The organism is Halioxenophilus aromaticivorans (genome assembly GCF_042850945.1).
GTDB lineage: Bacteria > Pseudomonadota > Gammaproteobacteria > Pseudomonadales > Cellvibrionaceae > Halioxenophilus > Halioxenophilus aromaticivorans.
The window spans coordinates 729,095-745,368 of record NZ_AP031496.1; the positions used below are offsets into that span (position 1 = coordinate 729,095).

Annotated in this window: 13 protein-coding genes; 6 read left to right on the top strand and 7 right to left on the bottom strand. The window is 51.5% G+C overall.

The annotated features are described in order from the left end of the window. Nucleotides 1-69 precede the first annotated feature (69 nt). Nucleotides 70-1,335: a TonB family protein gene (locus tag ACGHM3_RS03360; RefSeq protein WP_345420019.1), complete on the bottom strand. Its 1,266-nt coding sequence runs from the start codon at nucleotides 1,333-1,335 to the stop codon at nucleotides 70-72. 724 nt (nucleotides 1,336-2,059) lie between these two features. Here ACGHM3_RS03360 and ACGHM3_RS03365 point away from each other — a divergent pair. Both ACGHM3_RS03365 and ACGHM3_RS03370 read left to right on the top strand, forming a co-directional pair. Then, the gene (locus ACGHM3_RS03365) at nucleotides 2,060-2,701 is read left to right on the top strand and encodes a cyclic nucleotide-binding domain-containing protein (RefSeq protein ID WP_345420022.1); all 642 of its coding nucleotides are present in this window, start codon (nucleotides 2,060-2,062) and stop codon (nucleotides 2,699-2,701) included. Between the two features lie 141 nt (nucleotides 2,702-2,842). Continuing rightward, nucleotides 2,843-3,472, top strand: a complete 630-nt coding sequence (locus tag ACGHM3_RS03370) for a hypothetical protein (protein WP_345420025.1) — start codon at nucleotides 2,843-2,845, stop codon at nucleotides 3,470-3,472. Between the two features lie 65 nt (nucleotides 3,473-3,537). On the opposite strand, the gene ACGHM3_RS03375 is transcribed toward ACGHM3_RS03370, so the two are convergent. Further along, nucleotides 3,538-4,341: a hypothetical protein gene (locus ACGHM3_RS03375; protein ID WP_345420028.1), complete on the bottom strand. Its 804-nt coding sequence runs from the start codon at nucleotides 4,339-4,341 to the stop codon at nucleotides 3,538-3,540. Between the two features lie 315 nt (nucleotides 4,342-4,656). Here ACGHM3_RS03375 and ACGHM3_RS03380 point away from each other — a divergent pair, with 315 nt between their 5' ends. Further along, the gene (locus ACGHM3_RS03380) at nucleotides 4,657-4,941 is read left to right on the top strand and encodes a hypothetical protein (protein ID WP_345420031.1); all 285 of its coding nucleotides are present in this window, start codon (nucleotides 4,657-4,659) and stop codon (nucleotides 4,939-4,941) included. A 1,207-nt stretch (nucleotides 4,942-6,148) separates the two neighbouring features. On the opposite strand, the gene ACGHM3_RS03385 is transcribed toward ACGHM3_RS03380, so the two are convergent. Then, entirely contained in the window at nucleotides 6,149-6,373 is a 225-nt protein-coding gene (locus tag ACGHM3_RS03385; protein WP_345420034.1) for a hypothetical protein, read from the bottom strand. Nucleotides 6,374-6,706: 333 nt separating this feature from the next. On the opposite strand from ACGHM3_RS03385, the gene bktB reads away from it, so the two are divergent. Both bktB and ACGHM3_RS03395 read left to right on the top strand, forming a co-directional pair. Then, a complete protein-coding gene (bktB, locus tag ACGHM3_RS03390) occupies nucleotides 6,707-7,891 on the top strand; it encodes a beta-ketothiolase BktB (protein ID WP_345420037.1) in 1,185 nt (394 codons plus the stop codon). Between the two features lie 684 nt (nucleotides 7,892-8,575). Continuing rightward, nucleotides 8,576-8,995 carry a biopolymer transporter ExbD gene (locus ACGHM3_RS03395; protein ID WP_345420040.1) on the top strand — a complete coding sequence of 140 codons (420 nt, stop codon included), beginning with the start codon at nucleotides 8,576-8,578 and terminating at the stop codon, nucleotides 8,993-8,995. A gap of 164 nt (nucleotides 8,996-9,159) precedes the next feature. Here the strand turns inward: ACGHM3_RS03395 and ACGHM3_RS03400 are convergent, their stop codons facing one another. The 3 genes from ACGHM3_RS03400 to ACGHM3_RS03410 form a co-directional block, all read right to left on the bottom strand. Continuing rightward, entirely contained in the window at nucleotides 9,160-10,476 is a 1,317-nt protein-coding gene (locus tag ACGHM3_RS03400) for a polyhydroxyalkanoate depolymerase (RefSeq protein WP_345420043.1), read from the bottom strand. A 466-nt stretch (nucleotides 10,477-10,942) separates the two neighbouring features. Continuing rightward, nucleotides 10,943-12,352, bottom strand: coding sequence for a Re/Si-specific NAD(P)(+) transhydrogenase subunit beta (pntB, locus tag ACGHM3_RS03405; protein WP_345420046.1), 1,410 nt, complete (start codon nucleotides 12,350-12,352; stop codon nucleotides 10,943-10,945). Between the two features lie 11 nt (nucleotides 12,353-12,363). Next, the gene (locus ACGHM3_RS03410; protein ID WP_345420049.1) at nucleotides 12,364-13,914 is read right to left on the bottom strand and encodes a Re/Si-specific NAD(P)(+) transhydrogenase subunit alpha; all 1,551 of its coding nucleotides are present in this window, start codon (nucleotides 13,912-13,914) and stop codon (nucleotides 12,364-12,366) included. Between the two features lie 424 nt (nucleotides 13,915-14,338). Here ACGHM3_RS03410 and ACGHM3_RS03415 point away from each other — a divergent pair, with 424 nt between their 5' ends. Next, the gene (locus tag ACGHM3_RS03415; RefSeq protein ID WP_345420053.1) at nucleotides 14,339-14,947 is read left to right on the top strand and encodes a carbonic anhydrase; all 609 of its coding nucleotides are present in this window, start codon (nucleotides 14,339-14,341) and stop codon (nucleotides 14,945-14,947) included. Nucleotides 14,948-14,956: 9 nt separating this feature from the next. Here the strand turns inward: ACGHM3_RS03415 and chrA are convergent, their stop codons facing one another. After that, nucleotides 14,957-16,129 carry a chromate efflux transporter gene (gene chrA, locus ACGHM3_RS03420; RefSeq protein WP_345420056.1) on the bottom strand — a complete coding sequence of 391 codons (1,173 nt, stop codon included), beginning with the start codon at nucleotides 16,127-16,129 and terminating at the stop codon, nucleotides 14,957-14,959. Nucleotides 16,130-16,274: the final 145 nt, after the last annotated feature.

Below are 16,274 nucleotides of genomic sequence, written 5' to 3' on the forward strand. Positions count from 1 at the left end.
CGTTTCGCCGCTTTGAAATAAAAAGTCCGAGCGTTTACTGCTCGCAAATCGAAAGTTTGAGCCTTTAAATTACTGCAATTTAAACTCAACAGGCACGGTGAAGGCGTAGTCTTCACCGGGCTCATCCACAGGCGGTGCTGGGAAAGGCGCTGCTTCCTTTACCGCTTTTTCGGCGGCTCGATTTAAAATTCCGTATTGGGATTCATCCAGTGTTTGCAATTCTTTCAACGCTCCTTTTTGATCGATAACCACCTGTAGGGTAACCCGGCCTTGATAATTGCGGTCTATTGCGCGGCGTGGGTATTTCACCTCGCGGTAAACGCGCCCTAATAAGTCGGAGTGATACAGCTGCTGTTGTAACAGCGTTTGTGCCGTGATTGGGGCGCTGGTTTGGTCGTCTTCATCCTCTGTGGTGGCTGCCAAGCGCTGTGCTGGCGCTTGCGCCGGTTGCGGTGCTGGTTCTGGCAAGGTGGTGGTCGCGCGTTGCGGCTGCGCTTGGGTAGGTGCCTGCTGTGCCGGTGCTGGGATAGCAGGGGCAGAATTGGTCGTCACAGGGGTGGCAGGTGGTGTTAATTGGCTGGCCAAGGTGCTGCGCCGCGTTGGTGGCGCGGGTTCTTCCTGGGACTGGGGTTGCGCTTGTGTAAGCTGGCTTGTGTTACTTGGTTCTCGTTCCAGCGCACCATCTTTAATAGAGGCGGCCAAGGTCTGAGCAAAGGCTGTGCGTTCTGGAATCGGCCGCAATTGGCTAAAACGATTGGATAAATCCTGGTCGACATCGCCGGCGGCGAGTAAATTTGCCCTAAAGGCAGATGACAGGGGCACCGAACCAATCCAAGCGCGCAGTAGAACATCAAAGATACCCGGCGGTTCGATTTTGCCCAGCTCGACATCATTTAACAGTACCGCCACCGGGGCATCGTTAGGGGCGTCAATTAATAAGCGGTCACCGGGCTTGAGCGGTACGTTAATCAGTTGAGTAAACGCCACCATGGCGTCGGCGTAATCTTTTAATACCGCCGTTGGGTTGTTAATGGCGGCGCCTTCAATCCAGGTTTTAACGTGTCGGCGTGCACTAAAATTATTGGTGCAGCGTATTTCCATCTGGCGATGCTGTTGCAGCTCAAATATTGCGTCGGCTTCGGTGGCTGGGCTGTCTAAAAACAGCGCGGCGATAAATCGCTCCTTGCCGAGGTATTCGTACGAGGAAACACCGTTCAGCAATGGCGCCGCTGTACTGCTGTGGCTGATTAGCCCGGCGGTGATTATTGCCAGCAAGTAGCCAAAGGCTGCGGCACTGTTGCGGCGGGTCGTTCTGGTTTTTTCTGCTTCAAACACCGATATCTCTCTTTTTATTGTGCTTTGTACCCAGGCGTATTGTCCGGGAAGGCTGGATTGTCTACAGAGAAGAAAAACGCTACTTAATGGATGTCCACTCGGCGCAACTGGCGGTGACTCTGCCGCGATTAACTGTGGGTATGTTGCCAGAGCTTGTTGGCTGGTGCTGCTGGTTGGCTTTTTAGCCCTACTTATGTGAAGTGCATCTGTGCATGACTTCGTTATTGTTGTACCGACATCGCCCGTCGAAAGTCCAAGTGTTGGCCGCGCTGGCCGACGTCTCGGGCAAACGGCACCGCTTTTTATCCGTGCTGACTAATATTTAGTCTAACGAGTTTTTGGCGCCGTGCAACACATTCCCTAGTTGCTCTTAAGAATAGTTAACTGCGTCAATTTTGTGGTGGCCGCGGGCTCAGTTGCGAGGTTATTGCGATGACCGGCAGGCTCGGGCTGGCAATAGCGTTAGCCAATTCTCACTTTCAATAAATACTCGCTTGGTGTGGGCGAAATCGTTCAATTTTACAATTGCGCAATAACTAATACACACCCTACACTCGCGGCAGTGTACTAGGTGGGCCCACGCAATCAACTGCCATTTTCGTTTCTTTCTAGCTCCTTTGCGTCAAGCCAGTTTTTTGCGCGCTCGAAGAAGGACTGCACCAAGAGATTTACCAAGGCGGCCAGAGCGCCGCCGTTTCATTTTATCCGTGAGGGAGTCCCAACTATGCGACTGCAGCAATACGGCGGCTTAAGCCATTCGGAAATAAAGCAAAAGTTGCTCTATATTCCATTATTTCGGCAAATCGAACAGTATCGGGCAGATCAATTAGACTTATTATTGGCCTGCGCACAGGTGCAGCAAGTTGCCTCTCAAGGCTTGGTGTTGAGATGCGGCGATCGCGATGATCGGGTGTATTTTTTACTGCGAGGAAGCCTGAATGTCTGTTTGCCAGGGACGACTGGTGCGGTGGTGTTACGCCAGGTACAGCCCGGTGAAATGTTTGGTGAGCTGGCTTTCTTGCTGGGCCAGGTGCGCTGCGCCAACGTTGAAGTGGCTCCCGAGTGCAAGCAAGCTTGGGTTTTGTCTTTAGAATTTGAGCTTTTCGACTTGTATAATTCGTGCGGTTTGCTGGATTACACCGGTTTGAACTTCTTCTACCAAAACTTAGTTCATCATCTGCGTTTTAAGTTGGATCTCCTGCGTAGCGAACATCCTAGCCACCCGTTGGCGAGTCTGCATCGAAAAATTAACGTCGGCAAAACCTCTGTGCAGCCCCTGGATAACCTGCTGGCTTTGCAAAAACAAGCGCGGGCCATGGCTGAGCTGCTTACGCAATGGAATCCCGCGTTGCAGCTATTGGCCTAGCAATTGGCTGAGTTGTTTGCCTAACGATTAGCTTGATCTGCTAAGAAATAAAGCGCAGGGCGGCGTGGTACTGGCCGGCAAACGTTGGTCTACACTTTAGGTGGACACCCGTTCTGCAATTGCCCCAAGGATCGCCTGCCAATGAAAAACCTCAGCACCACTCGTCCACATGGTTATCTGCATCGCACGCTGGTGTTGGGAGCGTGTTTAGTGGCTGCGCAATGGGGGCAGGCGCGAGACGTCAATCTCTGGTTGCCCGGCCGGTACAAGCAGTACATGCCGCAACTGGAAAACGCAGTGGCTAAAGTGGGTGCGGAAGAAAGCTGCCAAAAGGTTGTGCGCGGCGAGCTTATGGAATCCCAATCCAAGGCCGAGCAGCCGGTGTTCAGAATTATTTGCCGCGATGACAATCTTAAAACCTACGCCACTTTGATGAATGGCCTATCGCTGGAGGTGTTACATTCCAGTGGTGAAACGCATATAGAACAAAAAAAACGTCATTTGCCTCACTATGCCCGGGTTTGCTTGAAAGATCTAAAAGCCAAGGCCGAGCGTTTGCGAAAGCCGCGCTTTCCGGAAGGGGCAGGCCTGAAGCCAACTCTCTTTACCGGCCAACGGGTGGAGTTTGAGGTGGATTTCTCGTCGCAAAGCCTAAGCGGCAACGATTTGGAATACCGAGGCTACTGTGCCTTTGAGGATATGGCCAATTATGAGACGGAAATCCGCCCTCGGCCAAAGACGACAAACACTGAGCCTGAATCGGCTCCCTAGTCGAGATTTTCTGCCAGATAAGAAAAAGGCCGGTAAAAAACCGGCCTTTTCTGTGCGCTAGCTGATTAAGCTTTTGCTTTTGGTGGACGACCACGACGCTTTTTAGGCGCGGCGCCGGTATCCGCTGGGGTGGCAGCTTTAGCAGCGGCGGCTTTTGGTGGGCGACCGCGCTTCTTAGCAGGTGCGGCCTTTGCCGGAGTGCTTTTAGCAGCGGTTTTGGGAGCGGCTTTCTTGGCAGGGGCCTTTTTACTAGCGGCTTTGGCTTTAACCTTGGCCTTAGCAGTTTTGGCTTTAGCCTTAGCAGCGGCCTTTTTGGCAGCTTCTTTGGCTTTAACAGCAGCTTTCTTAGCAGCGGCTTTAGCTTTAACGGCGGCTTTCTTGGCGGCTGCTTTCTCTTTAATAGCAGCTTTCTTGGCAGCGGCCTTAGCTTTTGCAGCGGCTTTCTTAGCAGCTGCCTTCTCTTTAGTAGCTTTGATCTTAGCTACGCGAGCCAATTCTTTGCTCTCGGCTTTGGCCAAAGCGTTGGCGGCTTTGTTGGAAGCTTTCAGGTCACGCAGTTCTGACTTGGCCTTGTCGGCAGATGCTTTGGCTTCAGTAGCAGCTTTAGCAGCTTCAGAAGAAGCGGTGCGAGCAGCGGCAACAGCTTTAGCAGCGGCTGGGGTTTTCTTCTTACGAGCAGCAGCCAGTTTGGCTTTAGCCTTTGAGCTAGCAGTAGCCGCTTTTTTAGCAGCAGCACTTAATTTGGTGACTTCTTTAGCCAGGTCGGACTCTTCTTTTGCGCGAGCCTTGGCCAATTGAGTTTTAAGAGCTGCTAGTTCCTGTTCCAGTTTGGCAACAGGGTCTACAGCGGATGCAGTGCGTGGGGCCATAGTCAGTTTCCTTTATGAGAATAAATTTCAGTGCAGGGGGTCTGCATTAAAGCGACATAAGTTAAGCATTTACAGAAAAAATTCAAGCACTTTGCATGAAAATAGACCAAATTTTGAAAAATGAGAACAAAAAGAACGAAAATTTAATAAAAAAGCCGATATTTTTTTTGTTTTGGATAACTTGGCGGCAAAAGTTTCGGATTTTTAAACAGACTAAAGCGAGGCGATGTGACCAGTTTGAATGAATAAACTGGCTGACTTTGGCTTCCAATTTCTCTTTTTAGACCTACGCAAACTCGTTGGTCGAACATTTCCTTGCTCGTTATTGAGATAAAATTCGCCAGCCGATTGGGTTTTCTTAAAGTTGGCGATGGTCGGCGTCACTGGCAAATGCCGGCCCGAGGTGGCGAATACCACACAAACTTAAAAGCCATACAATATCAAAAGTCACACACTGGAATTCTAGTAGCCGTACCCGACGATCACATTTCACCTAATGGCCATATTCAGGCTGATTGGTCCATCGACGAAGAAAAGCAAGGCCTTATTGTTTATGATTGGCCCAACGCTGGCCGCCGAGCGTATTTTAGTGGCGATTAGCAGGGAGGGGTTCTGGCTGCTGGGTCGACCCTAACTCGGGTACTCCTTTTGCGAGTGCGTGACTGTTTACGAAAAAACAACCGGCCAATACCATTGCCGCCATTATCCTCGTAGCTATTTTCGATATTTCATTGCCTATGCAGCGCTGCCTGCATAATCGAAGCTTGTGTAGATAAAGCCTTTGTAGCCATAAAGTTGGCAACCGTTATCTATACAACTAATCCGGGTGGCATTTCACGCAGGGTTGCCGTTCGAAGCGTTTTGCGGCTCACAGTAATGGCCTGCGCTTTTGAAAGGACAATTTTGCGAGATGGGCGGTTGCGCTTCGGTGGCTGTTTGCCGGATATCTCAGCCGCAGTTGCGAATACGCTATTAAATGACTGGGCAAGCGCAGAACGTTGGCTCCCGTTCAGGTTAAATCATAACTCTACGAATCGGCGCTTTGTGACCGGGTAATTGGGGGCAGGTATCGAGAGGGGCGTCACCCCGCCGCCGATTGAAATTGGTGTTTACTGCGATTTAATCGAATGTATTGCCGAAACGGCGTCTCTATTTGCTTATTGCTTTGCTTTTTCAAAGCCCTGTTGTGTTTTGGCGCTTGTTCTTTCGTTGCTACTTGGCTTGCTGTTTCTTAATTCGTTATTCCACTTGCCCAGCCCTGGCTTTCATTCTTTTTAATCCCGGATGTGGGTAAATCACACGTTTCCCGGTTACTTGGGCACAATGGTTACAGGTTGAATCTAAATTCAATGGTTGGCTATTGTCGTACTCAAGTTTTAGCACTTTTGGTCACGTATCGGCGCTACCAAAATCACATGGCCTACCAAAATAATGTGGTTTGTCTCCAAGTAAGGGAATCACTAGGCCAACACCTGTTTTATAAATTTGGCTTCGTATGGTACTGCATGTAAAAGGCCTCATCCCGCCAGCGGTCTCTTTCACGTACTTCAGATCTTTCTGCCAGGGTAATTGAATGGCTTGCAGGTCCCGCTTTTTACTATGCCCGCTGACTGTAGCTGTAAAAAAAATGACCGAGTCTCAGTCTGCAGGCCGACCACTGTACTGGAGTTGCGGGTTGTGCGCTGCATACGTTTTAGCCGTTAAAAGGGGTTAGGTTCCCTGTCTTTACTCAAGTGTTTTTAACCTAATGCCTTTACCACAGCGTCTTTATGCAGATCTCTTTACTAGGCGTCATCAGTAAGCGTCTTTACGTTAGTTGACGATCGGCGAAGTACTGCAGGCGGCTGGATTGAGGCTGGCTAATCATCGGTGGATTCTTTTGAGCGGTTTTTATTTCTAGCGAAAAAGGCAGCTTATGATCATTTGGCCCAGCGGATAGGGTAGCAACCAGCTCGCGTAGCATCATTTGCAGCGCTCTTAAGTTGTTGTTCTTCGCTGCTAGGCGATCGGGTTCGGCGGCGAACTTGGCCAAGTTCGGTCGCCGGCCAAGGGTGATAGGGGCATCTCTGGAGTAATTCAATAACTATTTGAGATGTGTAGACCATTATATAATAAGTAAAACGAGGTGGCGGCTACTTCTCTTGTGTTTTGATTGTAAAACGTCCAAGCTTTCCGGCGCTTTAATTGTTTTATAGCCGCCAAGGTTGTTTCTACGGTTGGCAAGTCATGGCTCCAAAGCTGCGGCCAAGTTGCGGCCTTAGCCGAGCCTGCCGGCCACCTAACAACAACTGCGTTAGACTTTACGTATCGAACCTAAATAAAACACATGGGCTGTAAAGCTCTTTCTATATTAAGTGAGGTAGTTATGGAAAACCGTCAAGTATATTTGGTCAATGGTGCTCGCACCGCCATTGGAGATTTTTCTGGCAGTCTTAAATCCATTGCTCCGACAGAGCTGGGGGCAAAAGTCGTTGCAGAATCGGTGAGTCGAGCCGGGGTTGACCCGAAGGACGTTGATCATTGTGTTATGGGTAACGTAGCGCACTCCGATCGCCGTGATATGTATTTAAGCCGAGTCGCCGGCATTAATGGTGGACTGCCATACACCGTTCCGGCGCTCACGGTGAATCGTTTGTGTGGCTCCGGTTTGCAAGCCATCGTCAGTGCCGCGCAAATGATTCAAACCGGCGATTGCGATACTGTGGTCGCGGGTGGGGCGGAGTCGATGAGTGCATTACCTTATTGGTTACCGAGCGCTCGTTTCGGCGCCCGCATGGGCGATGCTCAAATGGTTGATGTTATGACAGGCGCACTGACCTGCCCAATCGAAAATGTTCACATGGGCATTACGGCGGAAAATATTGCTCAAGAGTGGAATATTTCTCGACAACAACAAGATGAGCTGGCGTTGCAAAGTCACCAACGCGCGGAGAACGCCATCAGATCTGGTTATTTTGAGCAACAAATTTTGCCCATTGAATTGAAGTCTCGCAAAGGCACTACAATTTTTAAGCAGGATGAGCATGTTCGGTTCGACGCAAAACTAGAAGATTTCTCAAAATTACGGCCGGTATTTAAACCCGATGGCTCGGTCACTGCGGGTAACGCCTCGGGTTTGAACGACGCAGCGGCGGCGGTAGTGTTGGCCAGTCAATCCGCGGTGGATGCCCAGGGCTTAAAACCCATGGCCAAAATAATCGATTATTCTCTCGCCGGTGTAGAGCCTAAATTTATGGGAATGGGGCCGGTGCCAGCCATCGATAAAATATTGTCGCGCACGGGTGTAGCGGTGGAAGAGATTGATTTTTGGGAGGTTAACGAAGCGTTTGCCGCCCAAGCCCTGGGTGTGGTTAACGCGTTGAAGTTGCCGTTAGATAAAGTCAACCCGAATGGTTCCGGAATTTCCTTGGGCCATCCCATCGGTGCCACCGGGGCGATTCTGGCCGTTAAAGCCATCCATGAATTACAGCGAACCGGCGGACGTTACGCCATGGTTGCATTGTGTATCGGTGGTGGCCAGGGTATCGCCGCTTTATTAGAGCGAGTGTAATCTCGCATCCGCAAGCCCGATTGGCGTAGAGTAAAGATCGACGTGCGAACTGTGCGTTGATTGGCAGGTACGCTCTGTCGGTGCAGATGCCGATCGGGCCCGGCCCAACGTAGACGATCATAGGAACTGCATCCAATTAGCGATAGGCGCCATGCGCAATGAGTGCAACCGGCGGTGAGCACCAGATGGTGACTCTGTAATAACGCAAAATAGTGAAGATACCGCTGGGGTCTGGCCACTTTCGTGGTCAGTGTTCTTGCTGAGCTGAACATAAATGAACTACTCAGGCCAGGTTTGCTCTAAGTGGGCGGATTTTTGGGGCGCATAGGTTTTGCATCGTCTCAATTAATAAGCCAAAGCCTGCGCTTAAGTTGTTAGGCGCCACGCTGGCAGTTTGAGGTGTTTATGACGAGGTATTGCTACCTTGTGCTAAACAGTGTTGTTGGGTATTGGGTTGTCCTGTTTTCAACTTAGTTTGGATAAGCAGGTCATCATTTATCGGCACCAAGCAGATGTGCCTTCGGGTTATTGCTTGGGGTAAGCATTTTTTTCTATATAGTCGGTTGTGTTTCGAATTTGTAGAGGACTTTTCCGCCAAAGCTGATAATATGTTGGCCCTGGTTGCTCCGGCGGCCACTCAAGCAACGATTTTCGTGGAACATAAAAAACAAGAGGGGAGCGACTGTGAGCCGAAGAAGACGTCGCGGTGAAGCAGAAGACAAGGCCGACATTGACTTAACACCGATGCTAGACGTGGTGTTTATCATGTTGATCTTCTTTATTGTAACAGCATCATTCGTTAACGAACTGGGCATCAACGTAAACAAGCCTGATGTACCTGAGAACCAGCCACCACCGCCAGACAACCAAAAGGCTGATATCCTGGTGCAGGTTAGCGGCAACAACGATATCTATATGGATGGCCGTCGCGTGGACGTGCGCTCTGTACGCTCAATTATTGCGCGTATGTATGCCGAAAACCCCAAGGCATCCGTAATCGTTAAAGCGGACATCAACTCTGACGCGGGCACCTACGTTGCCATCGCAGACGCCGCTCGCTCAGCCAACGTCTCCCAGATATCCCTGGTACCCGACGAAAGCTAATCGCACTGCTTAGCCGGTCTTAGCGCTGGCTAGAGCACATTAAAAAACCCGCTGCATGCAGCGGGTTTTTTTATGCTTGACGCCCCGGGGTCCGACGCCCTGCTTGAGGCCCAGGCTCAGCCCAGGTTTGTTACAGGGCTTGCCTTGGGTATCTTGGGGGTGTTCTAGGCCGCTTTTTTGGCCCCTTTCTTGGTCTTCTCGCTGTCGGTTTTCTTCATGGCGGCCTCTTTCTTAACGTCGAAATAGGTGCGGAAGTAGTCGCGCAGGCGTGGCTGGATTTCGGTGCGGAAGCGTTTGCCATTAAACACACCGTAGTGGCCTACACCGGGCTGAATATAGTCGTACTGCATGTCCTGCGGGATGTTTTCACACAGATCGTGGGCGGCTTGGGTTTGGCCAATGCCGGAAATATCATCATTTTCACCCTCCACCGTCATCAGGGCCACGTCGGTGATCGCCGCAGGTTTAACCAGGCGGCCGTGATGGTAGAACTCACCTACCGCTAGGCTGTGCTTCTGAAACACTTCATCGATGGTTTGTAAGTAGAACTCTTTGGTCAAATCCAGCACGGACATGTACTCGTTGTAGAACTCGCGGTGCTTCTGCACGCTGTCGCAGTCGCCTTCAATCAGGTGATTAAAATAGTTCCAATGGGCATCCATGTGGGAGTCTTTATTCATGGAGATGAACCCGGTGAGCTGTAAAAAGCCCGGGTAAACTCGGCGGAAGGCGCCCTGGTAGTTCATCGGGACGCTGTAGATAACGTTGTTCTCAAACCAGGAATATGGCTGGTTTTTGGCCAAATCGTTGGGCACCGTGGGAGACTTGCGCGTGTCGATGGGGGAGCCCATGTAGGTCATGGTGGCCGGCAGGCAAGGGTCTTTATCTTCAGACATCAGTGATATGGCTGCTAAGACAGGCGGCCCTGGCTGGCAAATGGCCATGACATTGGCGCCTGGGCCCAGGTGTTGCAACATCTCAATGATGTAGTCGATGTAGGTGTTAAGGTTGAACTCGCCTTCGTACAGTGGCACGTCACGGGCGTCGGTCCAATCGGTGATAAACACCTCGTGCTCTGGCAGAAATGCTTCCACAGTGCCTCTGAGCAGGGTGGCGTAATGGCCGGATAGCGGCGCAACGATCAACAGACGAGGGTCGTGGTGCTCTTTGCCGTAGGCTTTGGCGTAGTCTTGTTCGTTACGTTTGAAGTGCAACATGCGGCAAAAGGGCTTTTGCCAAACGACTTCTTCCTCAATGGCCACGGGTTGGCCGTTAATTTTGGTTTCTTTTAAACCGAATTCAGGTTTGCCATAGCGGCGGGTCACGCTTTCGAACAGATCACAGCTGGCAGTCATCAACTTAGCTGGATAAGTATCACTTATGGGGTTGAGTTTGGATTCTAGTATTTTTTTGCTAAACCCGGCCACTTCCCGCAACGGGTGTAGGACCGCGTGATTGAGTTCGTACAAATGATAAAGCATAGGTATCTCCACTGGCAGCGATGCCGTAATGGGCGGCCCGATTTGCAGAAACCCTACATGCAAAATTCCAATCGCAGAACGCGCAGGCGTGGATACACCAATGCTTGCGCAGCGAATAACATTGTTAGCTACCTAGGACGTTAGCTATCTGAGAATCAGGCCACAGTACGGCGTCGTTACCGTTGTTATTGCCTTCAAATACGAAGGTATAAGACAGTGTAGCTATTAGATCGCTTATTGACCAAAATGCTGCATTGCACAAAATTATTATACCGGCTGCAGGCACCGTAGCAATGACATTTTTGATCGTTTAAGGCAAAAGAGCGCGCAGTATAACAAAATTTTGATGCGGTGCAGCTAAAAGCTGTGGCTTATTTAGGCAGGCAGTTTAAAAATGAGGCAGGGAGATTAAAAAGGCACCAGATAAGGGCGAGTGGCCCGCCGCAGGGGCGGCGGGCCGGTGGGGTTAGCTTGAGATCGCCTTGAAGACGGCGTTCAAGGTGTCGTTGGCATCGCCAAACAACATACGAGTGTTTTCTTTGTAAAATAGTGGGTTATCTACGCCAGCGTAACCGGTGGCCATGCCGCGTTTGAGTACCACGGTGGTCTTACCCAGCCAAGGCTCCAATACCGGCATACCGGCGATGGGGCTGTCTGGGACTTCTTTTGCGGCCGGGTTAACGATATCGTTGGCGCCAATCACCACGGAGACATCCACATCTGGGAAGTCTTCGTTGATTTCTTCCATTTCAAATACGATGTCGTAGGGCACCTTGGCCTCGGCCAGTAGTACGTTCATGTGGCCCGGCATACGACCAGCCACGGGATGGATACCGAAACGTACGTTTACGCCTTTATCACGCAGAGCCTTGGTGATTTGGAAAACGGTGTGCTGGGCCTGCGCCACAGCCATACCGTAACCTGGAATAATCATCACTTCTTTGGCATCGGTGAGCATCTCGGCCACTTCTTCGGCGTCCACTGAGGTGATATCAGATTCACTACCGGCCGGTCCTGCATCGGCGGAGCCGCCGCTGCTGCTGCCGGTACCAAAGCCGCCCAGGATCACGTTTAAGAACTTGCGGTTCATGGCGCGGCACATAATGTAGCTGAGAATGGCACCGGAGGAGCCCACCAGAGCACCCACCACGATGAGCAGATCGTTAGACAGCATGAAACCCGTGGCGGCCGCGGCCCAGCCTGAGTAGCTGTTGAGCATGGATACCACGACTGGCATATCGGCGCCACCGATGGCCATAACCATGTGCACACCGAAAGCCAAGGCTACAATGGTCATAATCAGCAGAGGGCCAGTGCCACCGCCGGCTGCAGCTTGGTCAACAAAGGCAAAGCACTGCCAAATGGCGATCAGCAATAGGCCGAGATTGAGCCAATGACGGCCGGGTAGCATCAATGGCTTGCCACCGATTTTGCCAGACAACTTACCGTAGGCAACGATGGAGCCAGAGAAGGTCATGGCGCCGATAAGAATACCTAGGTAGGTTTCTACATCGTGGATGCTCTTCTCTACACCCATCAAGACGGTGCTGTGGTCCATAAAGTTGGCGTAGCCCACCAAAACCGCTGCCAAACCCACACCGGAGTGCAGGATGGCCACCAGCTCTGGCATTTGCGTCATGGCGACTTTTTTAGCCAGTTGGAAACCAATCACTGCGCCGGCCACTACGGCCACAATCAGCAAGAAGTAATTGGTGGTGACGATACCGACGATGGTGGCAAACAGGGCCAAGCCCATGCCAATCATGCCGAAATAATTACCGCGACGTGCAGTTTCTTGTTTGCTCAGCCCGCCCAAAGCGAGGATGAACAGAATGGTAGCGCCTATATAGGCGATATTGATCATACCTTGAGACATGGTTCTTCCCCTTATTTTCTAAACATGGCAAGCATGCGTTGGGTGACGGCAAAACCGCCGAAAATATTGATACTGGTGATGAGTACAGCGAAAGCTGCGATCCACATCACCCAGGTGCTGGGGGAGGAAATCTGAATTAAGGCACCAATAATGATGATACTACTGATGGCGTTGGTGACGCTCATCAAAGGGGTATGCAACGATGGGGACACGTTCCAAATCACCATGTAGCCTACGAAGCACGACAGCACAAACACGGTGAAGTGAGACATAAACGACGCCGGCGCGTAGGCACCCAAAAACAGCAGGGCCAAGGCACCAATGGCAAACCATACGATACCGCCGGAGGATTTCTTCTCCTCGGGTTCGGCCACTGGCACGGGCTTGGGCTCGGCTTTCTTTTGCGGCGCTGCAGACAGCTTAGGTGGCGGAGGTGGGAAAGTGATTTCGCCCTCTCTCACTGCGGTTACGCCTCGGGCGACTTCGTCTTCAAAGTTAATGGTGAGTTCGCCGTCTTTCTCCGGCGTCATATCGGTTAACAAGTGACGCAGGTTTGTGCCGTACAGCTGACTGGCTTGAGAGGCCAGGCGCGAAGCCATATCGGTGTAGCCAATAAGGGTAACGCCGTGCTTGATGACGGCCTGGTCTGGCTCCACCAGCTTACAGTTGCCGCCTTGTTCGGCTGCTAAATCGACGATCACACTGCCTTCTTTCATGGATTCAACCATGTCCTCGGTGATCAGCTCGGGCGCTGGCTTACCAGGGATTAGGGCGGTGGTAATAATGATATCCACTTCTTTGGCCTGCTCACGGAACAAGGCCATTTCAGCGTCGATAAACTCTTTAGACATGGTTTTGGCGTAACCGCCGGAACCGGAGCCGTCTTCTTCAAAGTCCAGGAATAGGAATTCGGCATCCATGGACTCTACCTGCTCGGCCACTTCCGGGCGGGTGTCGAATGCGCGCACTATGGCACCCATGGATTTGGCGGCACCAATGGCGGCAAGGCCAGCAACACCACCACCAATCACCAGCACCTTCGCTGGGTTTACTTTACCCGCAGCGGTGATTTGGCCGGTGAAGAAACGGCCGAAATGCTGGGCAGCTTCAACCACCGCACGGTAACCGGCGATGTTTGACATGGACGACAGGGCATCCATTTTTTGCGCACGGCTGATGCGTGGCACCATATCCATGGCTAACGCGTTAACCTTTTTGTTGGCTAGCGTTTCAAGCAGGTCGGGGTTTTGTGCGGGCCAAATAAACGAGATGAGAGTTTGCCCTTCACTGAGCAGGTCAATTTCGTTGATGCCCAGATCGGGGTGATCCAATGGCGCCCGTACTTTCATGATGATGTCTGCGTTGGCCCACAGCGCGCGGGTGTCGGACACAACTTCGACTCCGGCGGCCTCGTAATCGCTGTCGCGATACTTGGCCTTTTCGCCGGCACCGCTTTCAATGGCCACGGTATAGCCAAGCTTTTGCAGGTGTTGTGCAACCTCTGGAGTCGTGGCGACACGGCACTCCCCAGGCTTCACTTCCTTGGGTATAGCAATTTTCATTTATATGTTCCCCAACTGTTGTTCAAGAGACCGACCCGAATGTCGGTCAGTACCAATGCCGTTTTCCGGCTTATATTTGTATAGGTGGCAACTTATATAAGTGTTGCCATCACCGCGTTGTCAGGAGTAGCCCTGCGCATGCCTCAATTATTAGCAAGTTGCCCTCCGCAACCTACTAGCTGATCAGCTAGTCACCAATTAATCGAGACAAAGCGCCCTGAAATTATCAGGGTGGTCGCCAAGGGTACTGTTAAAATGAATTTTGTACCATTAAAGAGATTAATTAACGGGCTTCACCTAATAGAAATGGCTGGGTGGGAAAGGCCTGAAATGTACATGCTTGTGTGACCAACGTTGGCATATATGGCCCGGGGGGTGTTTAATGACCGGCTTAGCTAATAGGCGTAGCCGCCGAGGACCCGCTATGGAAGAAATTCTAAAAGGTGTAAAAAAATTCCAACAAGAAGTTGTACCCGGGCGTAAAGAAGAATTCGCTAAGTTGGCCTATGGGCAGGAACCTGAAGTTCTGTTTATTACCTGTTCCGATTCCCGTATCGACCCCTGCCTGCTCACACAAACCGTACCGGGTAAACTTTTTATCTGCCGCAATGCCGGCAACGTGGTGCCGCCGCACAGCAATCAAACCGGAGGCATGACAGCCTCTATTGAATACGCGGTGGAAGTGCTCAAAATTCGCGACATAATTATTTGCGGCCACACCCACTGCGGCGCGATGCAGGGGGCCATTCAACCCCAGGCGTTGGATGGCATTCCTCATGTGAAAGAGTGGTTAGGTCACTGCCGCGCAGCCAGTGCGGTGGTAAAAGAACGACACGGTGATTTGAATGCAGATTACTTAGATGAAATCACCAAAGAAAACATCAAGCTGCAGTTGCAGCATATTCGCACCCATCCCAGTGTAGCGGCCAAGGTGGCCACCGGGCAGGTGCATTTACACGGTTGGATGTATGAAATCGAAACTGGCCAAGTGCAAGCGCTAGACCAAGACAGCGGCGCATTTAATCCGCTCTAAATTGGGCAACTAAACCAACCAAGTACGGATAAAGGCAATGGCAATCATTGCTGCTATCAACCACAGCAGCGGCAGTTTAAACAGCCGAACGGCAATTAAGCCGGCGATGGCCACGGCGGTGTCTACACCGCCGGCCACTGCGCTGGTGAGCACAGGCTGCATAAATGCAGCGAGCAACAAGCCCACCACCGCCGCGTTTATTCGCGCAAAAACATCACTGTATACTGGGTTTGTTGGTGCCTCAACCCAACAGCGTTCAAATCCTAATACTAATAAAAATCCCGGTAAAAACAGCGCCAACGTGGTTACCATGGCGCCCAGCCAGGGCGAATGTCCAAACAGCGCTGCACCCAAAAAGCTGGCGAAGGTAAACAGCGGTCCAGGGATGGCTTGGGCCCCGGCATAACCCAATAAAAATTGTTCGCTACCCACGGCATCGCCAACGTGTTGCTGTAGTAGCGGCAACACCACATGGCCGCCACCAAACACCAAACTGCCAGACTGATAAAACCCAGCCCAAGCCTGCAGCAGAGGATTGCCAAGCCATAACAGTAGCGGGGTAGCAACAAATAATGCCGCAAACAAACCCAAGGCGACGGTTGGTCGGCCGGCAAAGCGATGGCGCCAGTTAACCTTGGACAGGGTGGATTTCTCCGGTACGTCACCGGCCAACCCGGCCACCACAATAACGGCCAACTGCATTAATGCTGAGGGTGCAACCAGGATAACCAGCAATGCCACCGCGGCAATGCCGCGCTGCAGGGGCGTTTGGCAAAAGTTTTTGAACATGGTGAGGCAGGCATCGGCCACTACTACCACGGCCGTCAACTTAAGGGCGGATATAACAATTTGGCCCCAGGTTTGATCACTGGGGGCAAAAATCGCTAGGCCCGCCATTATCAGAAAAGAGGGCAGGGTAAAGCCAAGAAAGGCGGCCAAGGCGCCGGGAATACCGCCGGCACGCAGGCCAATGGCAAAGCCTAACTGACTGGACGCCGGGCCGGGCAATAACTGGCACCCGCTGGTAAGCCGCATAAAGGTTTGCTGGTCGAGCCATTGCCAGCGCTCAACAAAGGCTTTTTGAAAATAACCAATATGCGCCACCGGGCCGCCGAAGCTGACCAGCCCTAACGACAAGAAACGCCAAAATATTTCAATAAAACCGTGGTTGGGAGTATGCATAGCGGGCAGTGTAAGGTGTGTGGCTGAGCAGCGCAAAAAATAGCATAGACAAATGACGCTTAGCTTACGCAACAACCTCGATTTAGGATTGCCATGGTCTTTAATGACCGTAGACCGATGAATACGAGGAGATAATTGGGCTCGG

What these genes read in the sequence shown, in the direction of transcription:
- ACGHM3_RS03365 (WP_345420022.1), top strand. Translation starts at nt 2,060, where the DNA reads ATGCGACTGCAGCAATACGGCGGCTTAAGCCATTCGGAAATAAAGCAA.
- ACGHM3_RS03370 (WP_345420025.1), top strand. Translation starts at nt 2,843, where the DNA reads ATGAAAAACCTCAGCACCACTCGTCCACATGGTTATCTGCATCGCACG.
- ACGHM3_RS03375 (WP_345420028.1), bottom strand. Translation starts at nt 4,341, where the DNA reads ATGGCCCCACGCACTGCATCCGCTGTAGACCCTGTTGCCAAACTGGAA.
- bktB (WP_345420037.1), top strand. Translation starts at nt 6,707, where the DNA reads ATGGAAAACCGTCAAGTATATTTGGTCAATGGTGCTCGCACCGCCATT.
- ACGHM3_RS03400 (WP_345420043.1), bottom strand. Translation starts at nt 10,476, where the DNA reads ATGCTTTATCATTTGTACGAACTCAATCACGCGGTCCTACACCCGTTG.
- pntB (WP_345420046.1), bottom strand. Translation starts at nt 12,352, where the DNA reads ATGTCTCAAGGTATGATCAATATCGCCTATATAGGCGCTACCATTCTG.
- ACGHM3_RS03410 (WP_345420049.1), bottom strand. Translation starts at nt 13,914, where the DNA reads ATGAAAATTGCTATACCCAAGGAAGTGAAGCCTGGGGAGTGCCGTGTC.
- ACGHM3_RS03415 (WP_345420053.1), top strand. Translation starts at nt 14,339, where the DNA reads ATGGAAGAAATTCTAAAAGGTGTAAAAAAATTCCAACAAGAAGTTGTA.
- chrA (WP_345420056.1), bottom strand. Translation starts at nt 16,129, where the DNA reads ATGCATACTCCCAACCACGGTTTTATTGAAATATTTTGGCGTTTCTTG.